The following is a 22,819-nucleotide window of genomic DNA, read 5'->3' on the forward strand; positions in this document are numbered from 1 at the left end:
TTAAAAAAAATCCACTCTTACAACCTCAAGAGTTGCAAATTTAATTGACAGCTACTTCCGGAATCGCTCCTTGCATTTTCCCAAAAGCATCAATTAAACTTTGCAACTGTTTATCTGCTTTCATCACAGCTAAACCCCTGACTGTTACCTTCCCAGGAGAGTAGACAAAACGGGACTTGAGACTTTCTGGTAAATTCCCAGCTAACAAATTCCAAGCTGGTTCTTCCATCGGCGTTTCTAAAATGACGTGTTGCTTATTCTCCGGTTTAATGCGGCTAAATCCTAACTTTTTCGCTAGCTGTTTGAGTTCCATTACCCGCAATAATTGACTAGCAGGAACAGGAATAGCACCATAGCGATCGCTCCAATCCACACCAATCTGGGTTAACTCGGCTTTGGATTTTGCCACCGCCACTGCTCGATAAGCACTCATCTTTTGATCCAAATCGGGGATATAATCAGCAGGGATAAATGCTGTCAAGTTGAGGTCAATTTGCGTATCGCTGACTTGAGGAATTTCCTGACCGCGAATTTCTCTAATTGACTCTTCTAACATTTCCATATACAAATCAAACCCGATCGCATCCATTTGACCAGATTGTTCCGCACCCAACAAGTTACCCACACCCCGAATTTCCATATCCCGCATCGCTAACTGATACCCAGAACCCAATTGCGTGAATTCTTGAATCGCCCGCAGTCTCTGCCGCGCTGCGTCGGATAACGCCCGCTGTTGGGGGTAAAATAGCCAAGCGTGGGCTTGTATCCCTGCACGCCCGACGCGACCACGCAATTGATACAATTGTGCCAAGCCGAAGCGGTGAGCATCTTCAATTAAGATGGTGTTGACGCGGGGAATATCTAAACCAGACTCAATAATTGTCGTACAAACGAGAATATCTGCGTCACCATTATTAAAGGTGAGCATGGTCGATTCTAATTGTCCTTCATCCATTTGACCATGAGCCACAGTGAATCTCGCTGACGGGACGATTTCCCGCAATTTTGATGTGGTTTCTTCGATGCCTTCCACCCGTGGAACTACATAAAAAACTTGTCCGCCTCTGTCTAATTCTTGACGAATTGCACTACGGATGGTTTCTGTGCTCATCTGTGCAAGGTGAGTTTTAATGGGGCGACGGGATGGGGGCGGTGTGGTAATCAAGCTCATTTCCCGAATCCCTGACAAAGACATATACAAGGTACGAGGAATCGGGGTAGCGGAGAGAGTCAGGACATCTACCTGGGTTTTCAAGGATTTGATTTTTTCTTTTTGGTTCACCCCAAACCGCTGTTCTTCATCCACCACCAACAATCCCAAATCGCGGAACGACACACCTTTTCCTAAAAGTTGGTGTGTACCAACGACTACATCCAGTTCCCCTGTGGCTAGGCGCTTTTGAATGTCGCGCCGTTCTTCAGCGGTGCGGAAGCGGTTGAGCAATCCTACATTGACTGGGTAGGGGGCGAAGCGTTCTTTGAGGGTGTGGTAATGTTGTTGCGTCAGGATCGTGGTTGGTGCGAGCAGCGCGACTTGTTTACCAGCAGTCACCGCTTTGAAAATAGCGCGGATAGCAACTTCGGTTTTTCCAAAACCAACATCACCGCAAACCAAACGATCCATTGGGCGATCGCTCTCCATATCCCGCTTCACATCTTGGGTGGCTTTGAGCTGGTCGGTTGTCGGTTGGTAGGGGAAAGAATCTTCCATTTCCTCTTGCCAAGGCATATCTTGGGGATAGGGAAAACCATGTTGCTGCGATCGCGCTGCATACAATTTCAATAAATCCACAGCCAATTTCTTGATGGCTTTGCGAACTTTGCTCTTGGTATTTTCCCAAGCTTTACCCGACATTTTGTGCAGTTCTGGCGCTTTATCTCCAGTCGCGCGGAACCGAGACAAGGAACCCACCTGATCAGCCGCAACTCTCAGTAACCCATCAGCATACTGCACCACCAAATAATCGCGGGTTTCTTCATTAATCGTTAAGCTTTCCAGCTTGACAAATTTACCAATCCCGTGGCTGCGGTGGACTACATAATCCCCTGGACGCAACTTATTCGGATCAACTTGTTTAGAAGCCGCTTGGCGACGCTTGCGGATATAACTAGGAGTAGCTAGGGAATGTTGCCCATAAAATTCGCGGTCAGTGACAATTACTAGGCGATAGGTAGGTAAAATAAAGCCTTCTAATTCAGCCAGCCCGGTATACTTGAGGGCAACGGGAATGTGATTAATTTGCAGCTTATCGATGGCTTGGTAATCGCGGGGATTGGGGATAAACTGAGCCGGACAGTCGTGCTCTTGGAGTAGGGAAACAGAACGGGAAGGTTGAGCCGAAATTAACCAAGTCGAGAAATTGCGATCGCGCTCTTGGCGCAATGTATCTGCAAGTTTCGCAAACTGGTGTGGTGTCACCGGGACAGGTCTACTAGCAAGATTAATGCCGCTATTTTCTTCTGCCAATTCTGATAAATATAATTTGGGGAATCCCACCGCTGCTGCTAAAGACTCATCAAAAGACCGATGGATTTTTGGTAGTTCCGCAAGCTCTCCCCCATCACCAGTGCTCAATCGCCACTGCTCCTCAGCATTTTCTACCCAGCGATCGCTGTGAGCATAACACTGTTCTGGCTCATCAATGGCAACTAAGGTATTTTCGCCCAAATAGTCGAGTACAGACGCTGGTTGTGCAAAAGCCAACCCCAAAAAGCGCCGACTTCCTTCCAACAGTCCTGATTCATCTGTCAGTTCCCCAGTCACTTCGGTTTCTTTTTTCAGCACTTGCAATTGAGAGCTATCTTGCAATGCTTTGAGGATAATCGGTGTAAAACTAGTCGGCGTGAGGATAATTTGGTTAATTTTGTCAAGAGCAGAACGCTGGGTACCCGGATCAAATTCGCGGATTTGCTCGATTTCATCACCGAACCATTCCAGCCGCACTGGTAATTCTGAAGCCACAGGGAAGACATCCACAATATCACCCCGCCGACTCCACTGACCTTCCGTTTCTACCAACGGTACCCGTTCGTAGCCCAGAGTTGCCATCTGGATGCTGAAATCATCTAGATCAAATTCCATCCCCTTGTTTAAAGTCAAGCAAAAAGGGATAAACGCCTCTTTTGGCGGTAAATGTGGCTGTAGAGCGCCAGTAGTCGCCACGATCGCCATTTTTGACTCTTGACTCTTGAGCAAATCCGCTAAAACCTGCATCTGTCCCCAAGTCATCTCCGTCTCGGGGTCGAAAGGTTCGTAAGGAGACGCCTCAGAGGTGGGGTAAAAATGCACATTTTTCCATCCCATCGCCTCCAACTGTGCATAGGCGCGTCCTGCTTCTTCTAAAGTGGCGCACACCACAAACAAATTCCTGTCAGAATTTTGTGCCAAAGCCGAAGCCACCAAGCCCTTGGGGAGCCGGGGAACACCATTTAACCGCAGTTCTTGTTGACGGCTGAGTTTGGAGAGAAATTCGGTGGTGAGTGGCGATCGCGCCAAAGCACGCACAACAGAAGAAAAGGGCATAATTTTCTACATCAGATGGGAGTTTTTGTCAAGCATGAGACAGAAGGCAGGAGAAATTCTCTATCAATCAACAAGAAGGCAACGGGGAACGGGGAGGAACGACCTGTCAAGAACTCCCTTTTAGAGAGATTTTCTCCTTTTGACCGTTCCAAGAGGTGTTTAGGAATGCGGATTTTCGCGTCAGGGACTGCCTTGTTGCTTATATTCACTATTTTAAAAGTGTTAACACCTCTCATATTCTTTGTGTGGAAGAATAATGCTTAACTAGTTTATGTACAATGAAAGCGTTTATCGATGCACCATTAATACTAGATACTAAGGGTTGAGCTACGTTCGCTATAGAGCGGCAATTCAAAACATGTCTTCCATCACTTTTGAAATTTTAATCATTTTGGTGCTAATTATTGCCAATGGTATATTTTCTATGTCTGAGATGGCGATCGTCTCGGCACGGAAAGTGAGATTACAACAGCTAGCTAATCAAGGAGATGTGAAAGCACGCGCAGCACTGAAACTAGCTGAGTCTCCCAATCAATTTTTTTCCACAATTCAGGTCGGCATTACCCTCATCGGTATTTTGACAGGTGCCTTTGGGGGAGCAACTATAGCCGAAAAACTGGCAGTATATTTGAAATTAGTTCCTTTTTTAGAGCCTTATAGTCAACCAGCCTCTTTTGGAATAGTAGTCATCATCATCACCTATTTGTCACTCATCGTTGGCGAACTGGTGCCCAAGCGTCTGGCTTTGAACAACCCAGAAGGAATAGCAGCGTTTGTCGCTATTCCCATGCGAGCCTTAGCGGCTCTGGCTTCCCCAGTAGTTTATCTGTTAAGTGCTTCTACAGAAATGGTACTACGGTTATTAGGGATTACCCCCTCCGCAGAGCCACAAGTTACCGAAGAAGAAATCAAAATTTTAATTGAGCAAGGCACAGAAGCAGGGACTTTTGAAGAAGCCGAGCAGGATATGGTAGAACGAGTTTTTCGTCTGGGCGATAGACCCGTCAGCGCCTTCATGACACCCCGTCCAGATATCGTCTGGCTCGACTTAGATGACTCTCCCGAAGAAAACCGCGAAAAAATGATTGATAGTGCCTACTCGCGGTATCCTGTTTGTCAAGAAGGATTGGATAATGTCCTGGGTGTGATTCCCGTCACTGATTTACTAGCTCGGAGTCTTCAGGGAGAACCTTTAGATTTAACAGTCGGATTGCGACAACCAGTATTTGTCCCCGAAAGCACCCGTGGTTTGAAAGTCTTGGAATTATTCAAGCAAACTATCACTCACATGGCTTTGGTAGTAGACGAATACGGCGTCATTCAAGGATTAGTTACTCTCAATGATATTATGAGCGAAATTGTCGGCGATGTGCCCTCTGCCGATAGCGAGGAAGACCCCCAAGCCGTGCAGCGAGAAGACGGCTCCTGGCTCTTGGATGGTATGTTACCAGTGGAATCGTTCTTAAAACTTTTCAATCAACAAGAGTGGGAATCAGAAGAACACGGTAGTTATCAAACCCTAGGCGGTTTCGTGATTACCCACCTCGGACGCATCCCCGCAGCCGCAGACCACTTTGAATGGCAAGGAATGCGTTTAGAGGTGATGGATATGGACGGCAACCGCGTTGATAAAGTTTTAGTAGTACCCGGTGTGAATCGAGCTACAAATGTCAAGGATTAGGGAGTGGGGAGTGTGGGAGGTGGGGTGATGGGGTGATGGGGAGGTGGGGGATTGAAGTTTGAGCCTTTGAGGCTGACACTTGAGCCTTTGAGCCTGACACTTGAGCCTTTGAGCCTGAAGCTTGAGCCTTTGAGCCTGAAGCTTGAGCCTTTGAACCTGAAGCTTGAGCCTTTGAGCCTGACACTTGAGCCTTTGAGCCTGACACTTGAGCCTTTGAGCCTGACACTTGAGCCTTTGAGCCTGACACTTGAGCCTTTAAGCCTGAAGCTTGAGCCTTTGAGCCTGAAGCTTAAATTTCAAAACCCAAAGCTTCCCCACACTCCCCATCCCCCCATCCCCCCATCTCCCCATCTCCCCATCTCCCCATCCCCCCACACCTCCCACACCTCCCACACTCCCCACACTCCCCACACTCCCCATCAAGCCAGCGCCACCGCTGGTTTCGGCCAGCGTCCCACAGCCTGAGCAATCACCCCTAATTCAGGCATCAAGCGGTCGAAACCTTCTGGTGTCAGAGATTGGGGCCCGTCTGACAAAGCTTTTTTCGGGTTGGGATGTACCTCAATCATGAGAGAATCAGTTCCAGCTGCGATCGCTGCCATTGCCATCGCAGGTACAAACTCTGACCAACCAGTACCATGACTGGGGTCAATCATAATCGGTAAGTGAGTCAGCTTTCGCAACACAGGTACCACCGATATATCTAAAGTGTTGCGGGTGTGCTGGCGGTCAAAGGTGCGAATTCCCCTTTCACACAAAATCACATTCGGATTTCCCGCCGCTAAAACATACTCAGCCGCCATCAACCAATCTTCAATCGTCGCCGCCATTCCTCGCTTCAACAAAACTGGTTTGGGCTGTGCGCCGACTTTTTTGAGTAAGGAAAAGTTCTGCATATTCCTCGCTCCCACCTGAATGACGTCGGCGACTTCCACGATTTTATCTAGGTCTTCCGCGTCCATCACTTCAGTAATCACACCCAGTCCGCTCGCTTCCCTCGCCCTCGCCAATAACTCTAAAGCACTCTCGCCGTGTCCTTGAAAAGCGTAAGGTGAAGTCCGGGGTTTGTATGCGCCCCCGCGTAAAAACTTAGCTCCTGCAGCCTTGACGCGGTGGGCTGTCTCGACGATCATCGCTTCATTTTCTACAGAACAGGGCCCAGCTACCACAACTAAAGGGTGGTGCTCCCCAAATACAACCGGGCCATCAGGAGTGTTCACAAATATCTCAGAGGCTTCTCCGTGACGGTACTGGCGGCTAGCTCTTTTATAGGGCAATTCTACCCGCAATACCTGCTCAATCCAAAGACTGACTTCCTGAATTTGTCGTGGGTCTAAATCAGCCGTATCACCCACCAAACCAATGACTACTTTATGCTTACCGACAATTTTTTCTGGTGTTAATCCCCAGCCACTGAGTTCTTCACTAATACGGTTAATTTCCGCTTCAGGAGAACCAATTTTCATGACTACGATCATAATTAAATTCTCTAGTTAGTTAAGGGCAGGATGAAGGATGAAGATACTAATATTTGGGCAACAGATTCAAACCTGGAAACAATTATCAAATAACCTTTTTGTAATTACGTAAACGCCCAAGGTCTACGCTTGCGAGTTCTTCTTCAAGAGAACTTGAATGCTAGGACGAATTATAAAATATAGCGCTCAGTGAGTTAACTACTGAACATTATTTTAAAAAATAATTATAAGTTTTTAATTAGTAATGTTGAAGTTATAAAACTTATAGCACTTGCCAGATGGGTGAGGACAAATTCTCACCTAATATAGTTCGATTAGCTGCAAGAAATTTAATAAACACGTGAAATTTCACGTCTGCACGTCCTAGCCATACTGGCGATCGCTATAAAACTTCAACATTAACTGTAATAATCTACCTAATATCGACAGTTATCTGCGTTTGTGAGCGCTGCTCGTCATCCGTTTTTGCTGCGAGTTTCGCGCCAAACGGTCGCCATTCGCCCCCAATTTGTACGGAACTCGCTCAAACCTAACCAACCACCGACTCTTTCTTCATCCCAAGAAGCGGAGAGCACACCATAGGTAATCCCCAAAACGCCTAAACCAAACAAACCCATATTCACCAATAACACGGCAATGGGAGGTAATCTGATATCAGCGTAAATCGCCAGTAAATAGCTGGCTACTAACGTAGTAATACCTAAACTTGTGGGTATACCACAGAACCCAACCACACGCCGCACCATCCGTTGACTCACAACTTGAGGAATCGCCATCTCTTCCTTAGTGAAAGGTGGCTGCTTATCGGTCTTGGGCTGAGAATCCTGAGGCTTGGTTGGTAGTTGATTTTTAGTTTTTACTGGTTTCTGGCGCTTTTTGTTTCGTTCAAAAGGCAAAGGACTACGTTCAGATTCTTCGGTAGACATAAGCAATAATTCCTAACCGCGAATTCCGAGACGAGCAATTAGTGCTTGATATTTTTCCCGGCTATCCTGTTGGATATAGGATAGAAGACGCTTACGTTGACCAATGAGCTTCAACAATCCTCTGCGAGAAGAGTGGTCTTTTTTATTGGCTTGCAGGTGCTCACTCAGGCGATTAATGCGCTCCGTGAGCATAGCAATTTGGACATCAGCAGATCCAGTATCGGTTTCGTGAACCTGATAGTTGGCAATAAGTTCTTGTTTGCGCTGTTGCGTCAGAGCCATAGTTGATCCAATTTCTAGTTTTTTAATTTATGCAGCAGTCTCCCATAATATCACAGCCCTATAGCTGTAAGCTGATTCAGCTCTGCTGTGGTGTGACGTAGATAAAATAGCGCATTCGCGAAAGATACAATGCTGTCAATTTATACCAATTAGTCAAAAGCCAGTAACAGATTTTTTTCTTGAAATCCTTGTGTTATCGGCTTTTCTTAATTTTGAATTGGTATAACCATCGAAGTATAGAAGAGGACATAATCGCAAGCCCAAGATTTAGGAATAGTAACTTTTTTACTTCCTGCGTGCTTGTTGAGCGTAACCGAAATACTGCCTCTTGCTATATTTAGGTGGCTGTAGAACCAACGGGGATAGAAACGTTAGCCGTTGAGCTTTGATTCAGTATGGGTTGACGGGTTTTGAGGTCGAATTTGTAGCCGTGTGGCAAAATGTGTAGCTTGGCGCCACAAATAGCTAATGGCTCATCTTTGAGGATTTCGCCAAGGTTATTATAAGTAGCTTCCGACTCATCGACAATGGTGACAGAGCCTTGTCCAATCACTTCAATTTGATTGTCGGTAACTACCATAGCGGTATTTTCGTCAATCCCAAATCCTAAAACAGCGGGTTCTTGTAACAAAGCAGAAATCAAGCGTCCTAGACGCCCGCGTTGAGAAAAATGTTGATCAATGACGACTCCTGGGAGAAAACCCAAGCCAGGACTCATATCAACAATTTCAATCCGGGGATTGGTTTGTGAGTCGCCTTCTGCAATCATTTTATCTGGCATAACGGCGGCTCCCGCACTTGTTCCAGCCACGACGATCCCTTCAGCGTAGCGGCTGTGAATCGCTGCATCAATTTCCGTGTCTTTGAGGATACTGGTAATGCGAGCTTGGTCGCCCCCTGTAAAAAATATACCGGTTGATCTAGCGATCGCTTCTAATGCTGTGGATGAAGATGCATCTTCGCGGGTTTCTGTATCGATTATCCGCACGGATTCTGCACCCAGCCGCTCAAATACTCTAATATAATTTTCTCCTACTTCTCTTGGCAGTTCTGTAGCAGCTGTCATAATCACAATTACTGCTTTCGTACCGCCGGCGCGCCGCACAAACTCCCTGAGAATTTGAGAATCTCCATCTCTGTCTTCCGCGCCCCCAATAATTACCAATTGTCGCTTAATTTCGCTTGCCACCGTTGCTGCTCCTAATTATTCATCAATAATTTCAATAAAACATGACAAGGAATCTATAAAATCGTCCATTTGGTAGATTGCTTGATGAAATATCAGATTAGCCAAAACAGTTATTTTCTTTAAGAGTGAACCTCAAACTAACTGCCATAAATTCAATAGTTGAAATAATTTCACACTTTATCCTTCGTCCTACTTAACCCAAATTGAGCCGAACGCCCAATATTCCGTAATTATTACCAAGACAACGGGAAAATACCTGTGTCATATATAACTATATATCCAGTATCTGGCTCACCAGATATTGATCGTATTAAACATTTGGCGTCGTATATTTTGGGAATAAAAAAGTCTGAACTGATATTTTTTCAGTTCAGAACTTGTGAGTATTTAGTTGAACTATTAATTTTTAATAGCATCGCGGTACTTTCCCAAAAATAATCACTCCTAATATATGCAACGTCAAATTTTCTCCGCTTTCACAACACTAATATAATATTTTGTGTTCCCATGAATTCCGAACAATACAAAATTAAATTTCCACTTTGGCATTATCTCCGACAACCTTTGTTTGGTTCCCGTACTAAATTTATTTTCAATCCTCGCCATTTTGCTGCTATCTGGCGCATCCAACTTCTAGAGCGATGCTGGGCTAGAGAATGTGACGCTAAAGGCCCGCAACAACATTAGATAGTAACTAGAAAATTCGGTTATGCTCGCTCTAGACTTGACAAACATCCTTTTCGGACTTTTTAGTATTTTTTGTTGCTGATTTTTGCGGAAAGCACCAGAATGCACGGGGATTTATTAAAATGATTGCTGGGAAATCTCAAGATTTTTCAATATATTTATGACCCCTACTTTATTTGGTCGCTGGCAAACTCGGCTGTTATTACTGGCTACTGTCGGTGTTTTGGTATCTTTACCTTTTGCAATGGGCTTGATTGGCTCCGAGCCTGACTCAGTTTATTTTTGGATACTTGGCTACATCACTATCTTTGGCTTGGGTTGGGATGTGCTTTATAACTATCTGCAAAAATATCGCTGGGATCGAGACTGGCCGGCTGCTTTTCAATTACTCGCGGGTATTTGGGAAGCAGTTTTTGTTTTTTGTGGAGTAGGAATTTTTCATTTTTTACCTTTACCCAAAGATGAAATTTCTCCATTACTGTTTCTCCTCCATTACAGCAGTGTCTGGCTAGCAGTTTTTATCGTTTCTCAAACTCTGATGCGGATTATTTTTCCCCGTTGGCGTTTTCGAGGTGGAGAGTGGCTGTAGTTTTTTTTTTCAAAATTTAATTGAGGTTAGTTATTAATGCATCTAGAAGTCAAAAATCAGAGTTTGTTTGAGCAAGTTAAACAGATACTTGTTCGGAAAACCAAACAAATTTTTCCATCTTTAGTAGGTATTTTCTGTTTATTAATTATTTGGCATTTATTGAGTCTGCGCCCTGATACCTCTCTACCTTCTCCTTTTACAGTTGTAACTAAAACTTGGGATCTAATTAAAGATCCTTTTTTTTATAAAAGCGGAAATAACAAAGGATTTTTTTGGTTGATTCTCGCTAGCCTCAAAAGAGTCGCTTTAGGTTATTTACTCGCAGCTATTGTGGGAATTCCTATCGGTTTTGTCATTAGCACGAATAAATTTTTTAAAAGTGCAATCGATCCCATAATTCAATTACTCCGACCTGTCGCACCTCTGGCTTGGCTACCGATGGCTCAGGCTATTTTTCTCAAACCAAATCCTTCGGCAATTTTTGTAATTTTCATCACGGCTATTTGGCCGGTTATTATTAATACCGCTTTGGGTGTACAGCTTATACCCAAAGATTATGTCAATGTTTCCAGGGTATTAGGATTATCGATTTTTGAAAACTTTTTTCAGATTCTGCTCCCAGCAACCTTACCTTATATCTTCACTGGGCTAAGAATTGCTCTCGGGTTATCATGGTTGGCTGTTGTAGCTGCAGAGATGCTGCTTTCTGATGATGGTATTGGCTTTTTTATTGTTGATGCTTACAATAATGCCAATATTAATGAAATCATTTTAGCAATCATTTACTTGGGAATAGTTGGTTTATTGTTAGACAAAATTATGGTTTATATCTCTGTCAAAGTTACTCCTCAAGAATAATTAATCTAATTTATAAACACTTGGCAGAGACTCAAGCTCAAGCTCCTCATCTTCACAAGATATACCATCAAAAAACAATCAGCACTAGAAAATACTATGTCTAGTTTTGTAGAAATCAAGGATATAGACAAAGAATTTGTTCTGCAAAATGGCAGTAAAAATATTGTTCTCAATCAGATTAACTTAGAAATCAAACAGGGAGATTTTGTCTCTCTAATTGGTCATTCTGGTTGTGGTAAATCTACACTGCTAAATATTGTCGCCGGGTTGGAAAAACCGACACATGGTTCTGTCCAAGTCGATGGACAGTTAGTTAAAAGACCATTCCGCGATCGCATGGTAGTATTTCAGAATTATTCTCTGCTACCTTGGCTAACTGCTTGGGAGAATGTCGCTCTATTTGTTAATAAAGCCATGGGTCATAAATCTCAAACTGAACGGCGTCAAATCATTGGTTCTCATTTAGAAATGGTTGGTTTAAAAGATGCAGCACAAAAGAAACCAGCACAACTTTCTGGAGGAATGAAACAACGAGTCGCCTTGGCGCGGGCTTTAGCAATTCAGCCTAAATTGCTCTTATTAGATGAGCCATTCGGTGCTTTAGATGCGTTAACTCGCGGTTCTTTGCAAGTAGAATTGATGCGGATCTGCGACATTTGTCATATCACAACTATTATGGTAACTCATGATGTTGATGAAGCTTTGTTACTCTCCGATCAAGTAGTCATGTTGAAAAATGGCCCGGCTGCAACTATTGGTCAAATTTTAGATATTCCTTTTGCACATCCTCGCTCTCTAGAAGTTAAAAAACATTCAGAGTATGAAGTTTTGCGTCAACAAATGATGCAATTTTTGCAAAAACAAGAACAAGTTAAACACATTTAAGAATGGTTTGAAGAAACAACAAAAATGTGTTTCCCTAATTCCTAACCTCTAGACCCTAACCCCTTGCAATTAAGATAAAAATGCCCATCCCTAGTCCCTAACCTCTAACCCCTAAAAACTAAGACTTTCAAATTTTAATTATTCTTATGACAAAGCTTGATAGAAGAAAATTTATCACAGCCGCTGGTGCGACGATTTTAACTCACACCTTAACTAATAGCTCTACTGCTAACGTCCCTGCTACTAACTTAAAAAATCGTGTTTATTCAAGTTCTGGTAATAGTCCAGAAGTGACAACCGCTACTTTAGGATTTGTGCCGGTGACGAGTTGCTGTCCGTTAATTATTGCTAAAGCTAAAGGCTTTTTTGCTCAGTATGGAATGCCTAATGTCAAGGTGATGAAGCAGCCGTCTTGGGCTGTGATGCGCGATAAATTGATGTTAGGCGCGGCTGATGATGGCTTGGATGGGGGACATTTGCTATTTCCAATGATTTATTTGATGTCCACAGGAGAAATCACCTATGGACGGAAAATTCCTATGTATATCCTGGCGAGAATGAATGTTAATGGACAAGGAATATCTCTTGCTAATACTTATAAAGATTTAAAAATTGGCATCGATAGTTCACCATTAAAAGCAGCTTTTGCTAAGAAAACTCAAAGTGGTGAAACTGTCCGTTGTGCAGTTCCTTATCGTCGGGTTACAGGCGATTTTTTCATGCGTTGGTGGTTAGCTTATGGTGGTATTGATCCGGATAAAGATACATCAATTATTGTGATTCCACCGCCACAAATGGTTGCGAGTATGCGGAGTGGAAGTATGGAGGCTTTCGCTGTAGTTGATCCTTGGCACCATCGATTAATTAAACAAAAATTGGGGTATTCAACTGTGACAACTGGGGAGTTGTGGAATAATCACCCAGAAAAAGGATTTACAGTTAGGGCACAATGGGTTGATAAATATCCTCAAGCAGCTAAAGCGTTATTAGCGGCGGTTATGGAAGCGCAAATCTGGTGCGATAAACCAGAAAATAAAGAGGAACTTTTCCAGATTGTATCTCAGCGGGAGTGGATTGGTGTCAAAAGTGAATTACTGCGCGATCGCTTATTAGGTAAATTTGATTACGGTAATGGACGGGTGGTAGAAAATAGCCCCCACGCCATTAAATATTGGCGTGATTCTGCTTCCTATCCGTTCAAAAGTCACGACTTGTGGTTTTTGACTGAAGATATGCGCTGGGGTTATCGTTCTCCTGATTTTGCTACCAAACCTTTAATTGATGCCGTCAATCGTGAAGATTTGTGGCGAGAAGCTGCTAAACTAATCGGCCAAGAGGCGGCTATCCCTGCTAGCACATCCCGTGGTATTGAAAAGTTTTTTAATGGTTTGGAATTTGACCCAGAAAATCCCCAAGCTTATCTTCGTGCTCCCAAAATTAGGATAGCTACGTAGTAGATAGGTGAGGAATTAAAGATTAGCAGTGATAAATTAGCAAAAATCTTAGTTATACAAATTTCAAAAAGATTGCAGCAGTCTTTTTGACTACATCTTTGTAACAATAATTAATATTAATTTGAAAAAAAATGCGATGTGTGGCATTGTAAGGCCGTTCCCGCAGGATATGACCGTACTTAACAAGTGCAAATATATCTTGTTCTCAAAAGGTTGACGGAAGTAAGGATAAAGTAATAATTTTTACAAGCCATAGTCAGGGAAAAAAATAAATTTTTCTTGATTTATACAAATCCCTGTCTTGAAAAGTTTTGTGCGTCCGGGTAACAGGGGCGCAAACTTTTCGCTTCATAGCTAAAGTAATTTCATTCTTCATCCTTCATTCTGCACTTGACATTTTCCCAGAAATTCAAGAATTATCTTAGGGAAATCAGGTAGTCGCTTTCAAGGAAACCATGCACACAGTTATTCGCGTTCTGGTTGAAGTGCTGATTGTTATTGGGTTGTCTCGGCTAGTAGGATTAGCATTTAAATCGATTAAGCAACCATTAGTTATTGGTGAGATTGTCGCCGGGATTATGCTTGGCCCTTCTCTATTTGGTTTAATTGCGCCATCAGTAGCAGCTAATTTATTTCCCCCAGAAACGATACCTTTCTTAAATGTTTTGTCTCAGGTGGGACTGATATTTTTTATGTTTCTGATTGGGCTAGAACTAAATCCTAAATACCTCAGTGGTCAATTAGAAACAGCTATCTTAACTTCTCACGTGAGTATTTTAGTACCGTTTTCTTTAGGAACGGTGTTGGCAATACTGCTTTATCCGCTCGTTTCTAATGGTAGCGTTTCTTTTACCGCCTTTGCGCTGTTTTTAGGGGCAGCGATGTCCATTACCGCTTTCCCAGTCTTAGCACGGATTATTACAGAAAATAATTTACAGGGAACGCGCCTAGGAACACTAGCGCTAACTTGTGCAGCGGTAGATGATGTCACAGCTTGGTGTGTTTTAGCAGTAGCGATCGCCGTGGCTAGAGGTGGTGGTATCCTTAGTGCATTACCCACCATCGTTGAAAGTGTAGTTTATATCGGTTTCATGCTGACTGTGGGTCGTTGGTTCCTAGAACGCCTAGCCGCTTACTATGAACGCACCGGACGCCTGAGCCAGCTATTAGTGGCTTTAATTTACATGGCGGTAGTTGCTTCCGCCCTCATCACCGAACTAATTGGCATTCACTTGATATTTGGCGCCTTTTTACTAGGCGCAGCCATGCCCAAAAATGCCGATTTAGTGAGAGAATTAGCCGAAAAAACCGAAGATTTTGTTTTAGTATTTTTGCTACCAATATTTTTTGCCTTCAGCGGTTTACGGACAGAGATAGGTTTACTCAATCGCCCGGATTTGTGGGCATTATGTGCCTTAGTATTACTAGTAGCGATCGCTGGTAAATATGTAGGTACTTATGTAGCAGCCCGTGTCAGTGGAATTAATAACCGCGAAGCCTCAGCCCTCGGTTGGTTAATGAACACTCGCGGTTTGACAGAGCTGATAGTACTGAATATTGGCCTAGAGTTAAAGGTTATTTCTCCATTGTTGTTTACCATGCTGGTGATTATGGCTTTAGTCACCACATTTATGACCTCGCCACTGTTAGAGTGGACATATCCCAAGCGACTCATCAGGTTAGACGTGGTGGAACCAGAATTAGAAACCGAAACCACCACCAGCAAAGAATACAAAATTTTAGTCCCAATAGCTAATCCTAGCACCCAAAAAGGACTCGTGCAGTTAGCAGTAGCGATCGCGCAACCCGGCGCAAGTATTACCCTCAACAACCAGAAATCTGCTATAGTCCATCCCCTTAACCTGATTGAATTTGAAGAAGACTACGCTTTTGAAAGTACCCCACTTGAAGCCAACCGCTTAATCGCCCACCGTCATCAGCAGCTAGAAGAATTAATTAACACTCTCGAACCGCCAGACACACGGGCTTATGTACACCCTATAGTCCGCATTTCCAGCAACGTCGCCAGAGAAACTGCACACATAGCACAAATTGAGCAAGCTGATTTAATTTTAGTAGGATGGCACCGCCCAGCCTTCAGTAGCAATCGTTTAGGGGGAAGAGTCGGTCAAATTCTTACCACCGCACCCGTAGATGTCGCCGTATTCGTCGATCGGGGTGGAGAACGGTTAGAAAGCTTGTTAGTCCCCTACTCTGCAAACATCCATGACGATTTAGCATTGATACTTGCGCTGAGATTGTTGATTAATCAAGATACATGCATGTTGCAGATTTTACAGGTAGTCTCAGAAAATCAAGTTAAAGATGAACTTAGTTATGAACTAGAGACAATGATGGGACAATTGCCCACCAGTGTACGCGATCGCATCACCATCAACATCATCGAAGCCCCAGAGCCAATTCAAGCTTTAGTCTCCGCCTCTGAAAGCGTTGATTTGACCATTGCTGGTACCAGTCGCACCTGGGGAATTGAGCGCCAAACCCTAGGAAGATACACAGACCAGCTAGCTATTGAATGTCGTTCCTCCTTACTCATTACCCGACGCTACAGTCAAGTTACCTCCCATCTAGCCTCTGTACTTCCTGATGTCAGCACTCCAGAATCCGCACTCAGCAAGTGAAATCATGAATCATTTCCATTACAAATCCCTCGCATTTTATGGCGTAGCCATCAGTTCAGTGCTGTTGTTATTTAAAGTCGTCACCCTCTACGGAGAAAAGCATCTGCAACCAGCACCGACAATTAGCGATCGCTATCGTCTCATGCTTGCAGAAAATTTACCCAACTGTGAAAAACCAACAGACCTCATCTTAAATATTCAACAATCAGGCATTTACATCAACGCTTCATTACTACCAGCAAATAGCAACATCAAACCTGCAACCAATCATCACCAAAACTCACTCACAGGAATCCTCAAGCACCAACAATTAAACTTATCTGGACACATTAATACAGCCATTCTGTGTCAAATTATTCCCACCCAAAATACTTTAGCAAACTCAACCACCTTGCAAATGCAATTCCAAAATCCCAAAACTCCCACAGGACAAATAAACATTAACGGTGTCCCACAATCTCTGCAATTTAACGCCTTCCCACAAATACCAGAATCATCATCCAACACCCATTAACTAACTCATAGTAGTTCATTACCACCATCTTGATTTGGCATTGCTGAATTGGAATATGAAATGCAAAAATCAACTCTTCTCAACTCCTACTCTCCGCGACACTGCGTGAAACAAAAATGAGAAAAAAAATCCATTCACCCTGGTTCCACCAATTCCAAATCAGCTTATTCAGTTTATCTACAGCCATTTTGCTACAACCCAGTAGCAGCAACGCTCAACCAATAGCAGCACCACTAGCTAAACTCAACGATTGGCGCTTCTACCCAGAAGCCATACAACTAGAATTCACCCTTTCCGCAGGTGTCACCCCCCACCATTTCTACTTAGCCCAACCCCCCCGCATCGTCGTCGATTTACCCGACACTAAATTAGGCTACGTACCCGCCCAACAAAGTTATTCAGGAGCAATCCAAACAGTTCGCGTTTCCCAATTAAACGCAGGTATCACTCGCATTGTTTTAGACCTAGCGCCAGGAAACTTCTCTGACCCGCAGCAACTACAACTAAGACCAATTTCTCCCCAAAACCCCACTCGCTGGGTATTACGTCCATTCATTCGGGGTTATAGTCACTCTTTGCAACCAAGAAACTACCCGCCAACACCGCAAAACGTACCAATTAGCCCCTACAATTATGCCCAAACAGCCCCTAACTTACCGCCCAGCTCATACAACTACCCCCAACCACTTAATCCCCTACCATCATCCACAAATACCAACCCACAACAGCCATTTGTTACCGTCCCACCCCTGACGCCTAATAACTCCTCTCAACTACCTAGTCCGATTCTTCCTCCACCAACTTTCTCTCAGCCAGCGGGGAATTTTCAGAATCCTGGAGCGATCGCTAAACCTAATTTTCCCACACCCACAGTCCCCGGCACCACAATCATCGAGTTCGGACAACCCATACCGCAAATTAGATACTAATGCTTCATTTCTAAATTTTAATTATAGGGATTTCCCTTTTGCCTGTTCCCCGTTAAGAGTTCCCTTTTAAGTTGTTCACAAATTGAAAGCAAGGGGACACAAAAAAGAATCTTCCCCTCACTCTTCAATTTAGAATCTTTCCGTGTCCAAAGGTGGTGCTACCGCTCCTGGTTGCGACATGAAGAAGTTTTGTGCAGACTCATTTTGGTAAATGCATCTAATATCAGGTTTGTCACTGTCCAAATTACCAGTAAAACCAAAGGTATTGAGGCGATTCTTACATTCCCTTACCTGATCTGATGTCACCAGCTTTCTTTGCTCTAAAAGCGCCCAGTTATTTTGACGGAGTACACATCCGGGACGCATACTCGGTTGAGAAACATAGACATTAAAGGGGTTGAGAGTCACAAACAGCCTCGCATCCATCACCATCGCGCTAGCACCATACTGCACGCAAATTTCCGGATTTGGCGCTTTAGTATCAATGAATTCCCGCGAAGCCACATTGGATGGGGATAAAGTGGTTGTAGAGCTAAAAGCAATGCCAATACCAATTCCCAACACAAACACCCCGCCTAAAATGGCGATGGTAGTCAGATTAAACATTGATGATTGGAACCCAGATGATCTGGAACTATTAGCCGACGATCTACTAGTCGATGTACGTCTCATTGTCGCTTAGTCACCTTCACGCCTCGGATAGAGGGGAGTTTTTTAGACTGCGCTCCCCCTTTAAGTATGCCTAGAATTGACTAGAATTGGCTGGGACTTTTTAGTCAATGGTCAGTACCATCAAGCAACTGACCACCGACTAAATCACACCAGACTAACCAGCTAAAAGCGTTTTTTCCAGAGGCGCCCACCGGAAAATGCGATCGCCTCCTCGCTCAATTACTACTTTTACTCTGGGTTCTAAACTCGGCAAAGTTGCCAAATATTCCAACTCCTGCTGAGAAAGAATATGTCCCTCAATAATCCATAACACCAGACCCTTGGACTGTGGCGGTAACTGTTCTAGGTTATAGCCAACGATAGGAGGCAAATAATATACCGCACCTACCGCTGCACCACTCCCAGTAGTTTTTTTACCTAAATGAGGTGGTCTTACTCCGTGAACTCCGGTAAGATAGGCCGCTACATCGCCCAATCCTCTGGCTGTAATATGAAGAGTGATGTAACCAGTTGCACGCAGTCGGCGTCGATACCGACCCTCATAACCCCCTTCCAGAGGTACATAAACACCGAGAGAACCAGCTTTTTCTAGTTCCCGAATGAAAGTGTTGCCAGTGGTAATTAGTGCCATAGATTTTCGTTCTGTCCCACCTAGATATCTATATTATTGACCGGGAAGCGATGATTAAGTTAGATAACTAACTGATAAATGAGATTAACCTGACTCTATGCTGTTCAATCAGCGGCATTGACCCATGAATAATAAAAATCTGGACAAAAGTAAACAAATAATTTATATTGTTAGATTGTGACCAAACGTAAAAATTAGGATATCATTTTATTTGGTAATCGAAGTTAATAGTAGCGTTAAAAGCTAATTATGTATTCCGGAAACGGACGCAGATAACTGAGATTAGCAATAGACTGGTAAACTAAAAAGGCTTTCAGGTCAAACAAGAGGAGCTAGCGGTTGAAAAAACACAGCCAAAGCAAGCTCCAGGGAAAGTTCACTCCTATAGCTCCCAAGAGACAAGCAAAACCATGAGCTATAGTTTAATGTGTTTAGTGAAGTAGAAACTGAGCGGTAATGTTGGTTTGTAGCATTGCATCAGCCTCAGTTACAGGATACTGGGCGAAAAAACGCTTAAGTCCAACTACAACACGGCAGTGGCTGTAATTAGTGTGAGCAAATCTCCTAAACCACTGCCGCCAGAAAGTGCCTAAGCAAATGCTTGGACGAAAGCGTTGCTGCACAAAGCGCAAAGCTCTCAAGCCTTGCCTTAATTCCAGAAGTTATTCCTTCCCCACGGGAAGACACTGATGGCTGTTCTGGTGACAAAATGAGTGAAAATAAACGGATTCACCAAACAGTGAAAACATGGCTATTTACGTCTCGGAGAAATTAGAGCGTCTGATGTCGCTCTAAATTTTAGAGACTCGTTCCATCTCCACCGCAGCCTAAAAAGCCAGTCTTCTAGAGTCCGATTCCAAGGTTAGCAAATAGATTAAGGAGAGCCAGTAACTGTGTCTGTAGGTATTCTCGGCACCAAGCTGGGCATGACCCAAATTTTTGACGAAGCAGGAGTAGCAATTCCTATTACTGTCGTCCAAGCGGGGCCATGCACCGTTACACAAATTAAAACGAAACAGACCGACGGTTACGCCGCCATTCAAGTTGGCTATGGTGAAGTCAAGCCAAAGGCGCTCAACAGACCCTTGCTAGGACATCTAGCGAAATCGTCTGCCCCACCATTACGCCACTTGAGTGAGTATCACACCGAAACATCGGGTGATTATGCTTTAGGTCAAGAGATTAAAGCAGATATTTTTAGTGCAGGTCAAATTGTAGACGTAATTGGTACAAGCATCGGTCGCGGTTTTGCCGGCAACCAAAAGCGCAATAACTTCGGTCGAGGGCCAATGTCACACGGTTCCAAAAACCACAGAGCGCCCGGTTCCATCGGTGCGGGTACAACACCAGGACGTGTCTATCCTGGTAAACGCATGGCAGGTCGTTTAGGCGGTAAGCAGATCACAATTCGCAAATTGACCGTAGTGCGAGTTGACTCAGAACGCAACCTACTGCTGATTAAAGGAGCAATTCCCGGTAAACCAGGCGCTCTAGTCAGCATCGTCCCGGCAAAACGAGTGGGATAGTCAGGAGTCATGAGTCATGAGTCGCTGCCAAAGACAAATGACAAGTAACTTTTGACAAATGACAAATGACAAAGGACAAAGAACAAAGATGAGTGAGAGTATAGTGAAAAATTGGCAAGGAGAGCAAGTCGGCGAGACTAGCTTTGACTTGCGGGTTGCCAAAGAGGAAACAGCGGCACACATCGTACATCGCGCCTTGGTCAGACAAATGACCAACTCTCGCCAAGGAACCGCCAGTACAAAAACTCGTTCCGAAGTCAGAGGTGGTGGTCGTAAACCCTGGCGACAAAAAGGCACCGGTCGGGCCCGTGCGGGTTCGACTCGTTCACCCCTGTGGCGTGGTGGTGGTGTCATTTTCGGCCCCAAACCCAGAGATTTTCACCTCAAATTAAACCGCAAAGAACGCCGTCTAGCACTACGAACAGCCCTAGTCAGTCGCATTGACGACCTGATTGTAGTAGAAGAATTTAGCGAACAGCTATCATCCCGCCCCAAAACAAAAGAATTAGTAGCCGCCCTAGCTCGTTGGGGCGCAGTACCAGAGCAGAAAGCATTGTTAATTCTGTCGGCAATCACCGAAAACGTCGAGTTATCAGCCCGTAATATCGAAAATTTGAAACTGATTCCCGCCGACCAGCTCAACGTTTACGACCTGCTCCACGCTGACAAAATTGTCCTGACCACATCAGCCATAGAAAAAATTCAGGAGGTCTACAGTGGCTAAGTTTGACCCCCGCAACCTGCCCGATTTAGTGCGTCGCCCCATCGTCACCGAGAAAGCGACAATCCTGATGGAGTTGAACAAATACACCTTTGAAGTCACTCTCAAAGCTACCAAACCACAAATCAGAGCAGCAATTGAAGACTTATTTCAAGTCAAAGTTGTCAAAATTAATACATCAATCCCACCACGGAAGAAGCGCCGGGTTGGTAAATTTATAGGTTACAAGCCCCAATATAAAAAAGCGATCGTTACTATCGCCCCTGGGGACGTAGAAAAGGTCAGACAAGTTCTATTCCCAGAGGTGTAAAAAAATGGGTACTCGTTCTTATCGCCCTTATACCCCCAGTACTCGTCAAGTTATAGTTTCCGATTTTGCCGAAATCACTAAAACCGAGCCGGAAAAATCGCTAACTGAATATGTCCATCGCCCCAAAGGTCGAAATAACCTGGGACGGATTACTAGCCGTCGTCGGGGTGGCGGACACAAACAGCTTTACCGCATCATTGACTTTAAAAGAGACAAGCGAGGAATTCCCGCAACAGTCGTTGCCATTGAATATGACCCTAACCGGAATGCCCGGATCGCCTTGTTATATTATCAAGATGGCGAAAAGCGCTATATTCTCCAACCCAACGGCTTGAAAGTCGGCACCACCGTCATTGCGGGGCCAGATTCGCCTTTTGAAAATGGAAATGCGTTACCACTAGCAAACATTCCCTTGGGTACTAGTGTTCACAACGTCGAACTCAAACCTGGGAAGGGCGGACAAATCGTCCGTTCGGCTGGCGCTACCGCCCAGGTAGTAGCTAAAGAAGGTAATTACGTCACACTGAAATTACCTTCAGGTGAAGTACGTTTAATTCGCCGCGAGTGCTACGCCACCATCGGTCAAGTAGGTAACACCGACGCCAGAAACTTGAGTGCAGGTAAAGCCGGACGCAATCGCTGGAAGGGTCGCCGTCCCAAGGTGAGAGGTAGTGTGATGAACCCCGTAGATCACCCACATGGTGGTGGTGAGGGTAGAGCGCCCATCGGTAGACCAGGGCCAGTCACACCTTGGGGTAAACCAACCTTGGGAGCAAAGACACGCAAACCCAAGAAAGCCAGCAGCAAATTGATTATCCGCCGTCGCCGTAAATCTTCTAAACGCGGTCGTGGTGGTCGTGAATCTTAAGAAAGTATGAAGTATGAGGGATGCAGGATGAAATAGGACGCTAGCAAATAATATTTCTTGGCGCCTTCATCCTGAAATCTTGATTCTTCTTTCACCTTCTCCGAGAGGAGACGCTACGCGAACATCCTTTAACTTTCATTTTTGACTATGGGTCGTTCTCTTAAAAAAGGTCCTTTCGTTGCTGATCATTTACTCAGCAAAATCGAAAAACTCAACGCTAAAAACGAAAAACAAGTTATTAAAACTTGGTCGAGAGCCTCAACAATTTTGCCATTGATGGTAGGTCACACCATAGCTGTACATAACGGACGCCAACATGTGCCAGTCTTTGTCAGCGAGCAGATGGTAGGACACAAGCTAGGGGAATTCGCTCCCACACGCACCTACAGGGGTCATGGCAAAAGTGACAAAAAATCAGGGAGATAGTCATAAGTCAGTAGTCATGATTTGAAGA

The 22,819-nt window shown here is 44.3% G+C and carries 23 protein-coding genes; 15 read left to right on the forward strand and 8 right to left on the reverse strand.

What is annotated here, in order from left to right:
- Window positions 1-40 precede the first annotated feature (40 nt).
- Window positions 41-3,523: a transcription-repair coupling factor gene (mfd, locus tag MIC7126_RS0100610; RefSeq protein WP_017651176.1), complete on the reverse strand. Its 3,483-nt coding sequence runs from the start codon at window positions 3,521-3,523 to the stop codon at window positions 41-43.
- Between the two features lie 358 nt (window positions 3,524-3,881).
- Here mfd and MIC7126_RS0100620 point away from each other — a divergent pair, with 358 nt between their 5' ends.
- A complete protein-coding gene (locus tag MIC7126_RS0100620) occupies window positions 3,882-5,204 on the forward strand; it encodes a hemolysin family protein (RefSeq protein ID WP_017651178.1) in 1,323 nt (440 codons plus the stop codon).
- Here the strand turns inward: MIC7126_RS0100620 and MIC7126_RS32360 are convergent.
- Entirely contained in the window at window positions 5,194-5,451 is a 258-nt protein-coding gene (locus MIC7126_RS32360; protein ID WP_420795550.1) for a hypothetical protein, read from the reverse strand. The two genes, MIC7126_RS0100620 and MIC7126_RS32360, sit on opposite strands and share 11 nt — an antisense overlap.
- Here MIC7126_RS32360 and MIC7126_RS32365 point away from each other — a divergent pair.
- Window positions 5,439-5,669, forward strand: a complete 231-nt coding sequence (locus tag MIC7126_RS32365; protein ID WP_420795551.1) for a hypothetical protein — start codon at window positions 5,439-5,441, stop codon at window positions 5,667-5,669. The two genes, MIC7126_RS32360 and MIC7126_RS32365, sit on opposite strands and share 13 nt — an antisense overlap.
- Here MIC7126_RS32365 and aroF read toward each other — a convergent pair.
- From aroF to MIC7126_RS0100645, 4 genes are all read right to left on the reverse strand, one after another.
- Window positions 5,624-6,682, reverse strand: a complete 1,059-nt coding sequence (gene aroF / locus MIC7126_RS0100630; RefSeq protein WP_017651179.1) for a 3-deoxy-7-phosphoheptulonate synthase — start codon at window positions 6,680-6,682, stop codon at window positions 5,624-5,626. The two genes, MIC7126_RS32365 and aroF, sit on opposite strands and share 46 nt — an antisense overlap.
- 455 nt (window positions 6,683-7,137) lie before the next feature.
- On the reverse strand, window positions 7,138-7,608 hold the full coding sequence (locus tag MIC7126_RS0100635) for a PAM68 family protein (protein ID WP_017651180.1): 471 nt from the start codon (window positions 7,606-7,608) through the stop codon (window positions 7,138-7,140).
- 12 nt (window positions 7,609-7,620) lie between these two features.
- The gene (gene rpsO, locus MIC7126_RS0100640; RefSeq protein WP_017651181.1) at window positions 7,621-7,890 is read right to left on the reverse strand and encodes a 30S ribosomal protein S15; all 270 of its coding nucleotides are present in this window, start codon (window positions 7,888-7,890) and stop codon (window positions 7,621-7,623) included.
- 337 nt (window positions 7,891-8,227) lie between these two features.
- The gene (locus MIC7126_RS0100645) at window positions 8,228-9,079 is read right to left on the reverse strand and encodes a cyanophycinase (RefSeq protein WP_017651182.1); all 852 of its coding nucleotides are present in this window, start codon (window positions 9,077-9,079) and stop codon (window positions 8,228-8,230) included.
- Window positions 9,080-9,586: 507 nt separating this feature from the next.
- Here MIC7126_RS0100645 and MIC7126_RS28925 point away from each other — a divergent pair.
- From MIC7126_RS28925 to MIC7126_RS0100685, 8 genes are all read left to right on the forward strand, one after another.
- Window positions 9,587-9,766, forward strand: a complete 180-nt coding sequence (locus MIC7126_RS28925; protein ID WP_085986993.1) for a hypothetical protein — start codon at window positions 9,587-9,589, stop codon at window positions 9,764-9,766.
- Between the two features lie 160 nt (window positions 9,767-9,926).
- Complete coding sequence (locus tag MIC7126_RS0100655) at window positions 9,927-10,355, forward strand: hypothetical protein (protein WP_017651184.1); 429 nt, start codon at window positions 9,927-9,929, stop codon at window positions 10,353-10,355.
- Window positions 10,356-10,391: 36 nt separating this feature from the next.
- Window positions 10,392-11,213 carry a nitrate ABC transporter permease gene (gene ntrB, locus MIC7126_RS0100660; protein WP_017651185.1) on the forward strand — a complete coding sequence of 274 codons (822 nt, stop codon included), beginning with the start codon at window positions 10,392-10,394 and terminating at the stop codon, window positions 11,211-11,213.
- A 96-nt stretch (window positions 11,214-11,309) separates the two neighbouring features.
- Window positions 11,310-12,098, forward strand: a complete 789-nt coding sequence (locus tag MIC7126_RS0100665; RefSeq protein WP_017651186.1) for an ABC transporter ATP-binding protein — start codon at window positions 11,310-11,312, stop codon at window positions 12,096-12,098.
- A gap of 146 nt (window positions 12,099-12,244) precedes the next feature.
- Window positions 12,245-13,552, forward strand: a complete 1,308-nt coding sequence (locus tag MIC7126_RS0100670) for a CmpA/NrtA family ABC transporter substrate-binding protein (protein WP_017651187.1) — start codon at window positions 12,245-12,247, stop codon at window positions 13,550-13,552.
- Window positions 13,553-14,007: 455 nt separating this feature from the next.
- The gene (locus MIC7126_RS0100675) at window positions 14,008-16,194 is read left to right on the forward strand and encodes a cation:proton antiporter (RefSeq protein ID WP_017651188.1); all 2,187 of its coding nucleotides are present in this window, start codon (window positions 14,008-14,010) and stop codon (window positions 16,192-16,194) included.
- Window positions 16,195-16,198: 4 nt separating this feature from the next.
- Window positions 16,199-16,708, forward strand: coding sequence for a hypothetical protein (locus MIC7126_RS0100680; RefSeq protein WP_017651189.1), 510 nt, complete (start codon window positions 16,199-16,201; stop codon window positions 16,706-16,708).
- A 116-nt stretch (window positions 16,709-16,824) separates the two neighbouring features.
- Entirely contained in the window at window positions 16,825-17,637 is an 813-nt protein-coding gene (locus MIC7126_RS0100685; protein WP_017651190.1) for an AMIN domain-containing protein, read from the forward strand.
- Between the two features lie 129 nt (window positions 17,638-17,766).
- Here MIC7126_RS0100685 and MIC7126_RS0100690 read toward each other — a convergent pair whose 3' ends face one another.
- Together MIC7126_RS0100690 and ndhN are read right to left on the reverse strand one after the other, a co-directional pair.
- On the reverse strand, window positions 17,767-18,309 hold the full coding sequence (locus tag MIC7126_RS0100690) for a DUF3172 domain-containing protein (RefSeq protein WP_026099938.1): 543 nt from the start codon (window positions 18,307-18,309) through the stop codon (window positions 17,767-17,769).
- Window positions 18,310-18,463: 154 nt separating this feature from the next.
- Window positions 18,464-18,940 (reverse strand): NAD(P)H-quinone oxidoreductase subunit N, encoded by a 477-nt coding sequence (gene ndhN, locus MIC7126_RS0100695; RefSeq protein ID WP_017651192.1) that lies wholly within the window; start codon window positions 18,938-18,940, stop codon window positions 18,464-18,466.
- Window positions 18,941-19,833: 893 nt separating this feature from the next.
- On the opposite strand from ndhN, the gene rplC reads away from it, so the two are divergent.
- From rplC to rpsS, 5 genes are all read left to right on the forward strand, one after another.
- Entirely contained in the window at window positions 19,834-20,466 is a 633-nt protein-coding gene (rplC, locus tag MIC7126_RS0100700; protein ID WP_017651193.1) for a 50S ribosomal protein L3, read from the forward strand.
- A gap of 88 nt (window positions 20,467-20,554) precedes the next feature.
- Complete coding sequence (gene rplD, locus MIC7126_RS0100705) at window positions 20,555-21,190, forward strand: 50S ribosomal protein L4 (RefSeq protein WP_017651194.1); 636 nt, start codon at window positions 20,555-20,557, stop codon at window positions 21,188-21,190.
- Complete coding sequence (locus MIC7126_RS0100710) at window positions 21,183-21,497, forward strand: 50S ribosomal protein L23 (protein WP_017651195.1); 315 nt, start codon at window positions 21,183-21,185, stop codon at window positions 21,495-21,497. The genes rplD and MIC7126_RS0100710 overlap by 8 nt, the downstream gene beginning before the upstream one ends.
- Before the next feature lie 4 nt (window positions 21,498-21,501).
- Window positions 21,502-22,365 (forward strand): 50S ribosomal protein L2, encoded by an 864-nt coding sequence (gene rplB, locus MIC7126_RS0100715; RefSeq protein WP_017651196.1) that lies wholly within the window; start codon window positions 21,502-21,504, stop codon window positions 22,363-22,365.
- A 147-nt stretch (window positions 22,366-22,512) separates the two neighbouring features.
- Window positions 22,513-22,791, forward strand: coding sequence for a 30S ribosomal protein S19 (gene rpsS / locus MIC7126_RS0100720; RefSeq protein ID WP_017651197.1), 279 nt, complete (start codon window positions 22,513-22,515; stop codon window positions 22,789-22,791).
- Window positions 22,792-22,819 lie beyond the last annotated feature (28 nt).

The organism is Fortiea contorta PCC 7126 (assembly GCF_000332295.1).
GTDB lineage: Bacteria > Cyanobacteriota > Cyanobacteriia > Cyanobacteriales > Nostocaceae > Fortiea > Fortiea contorta.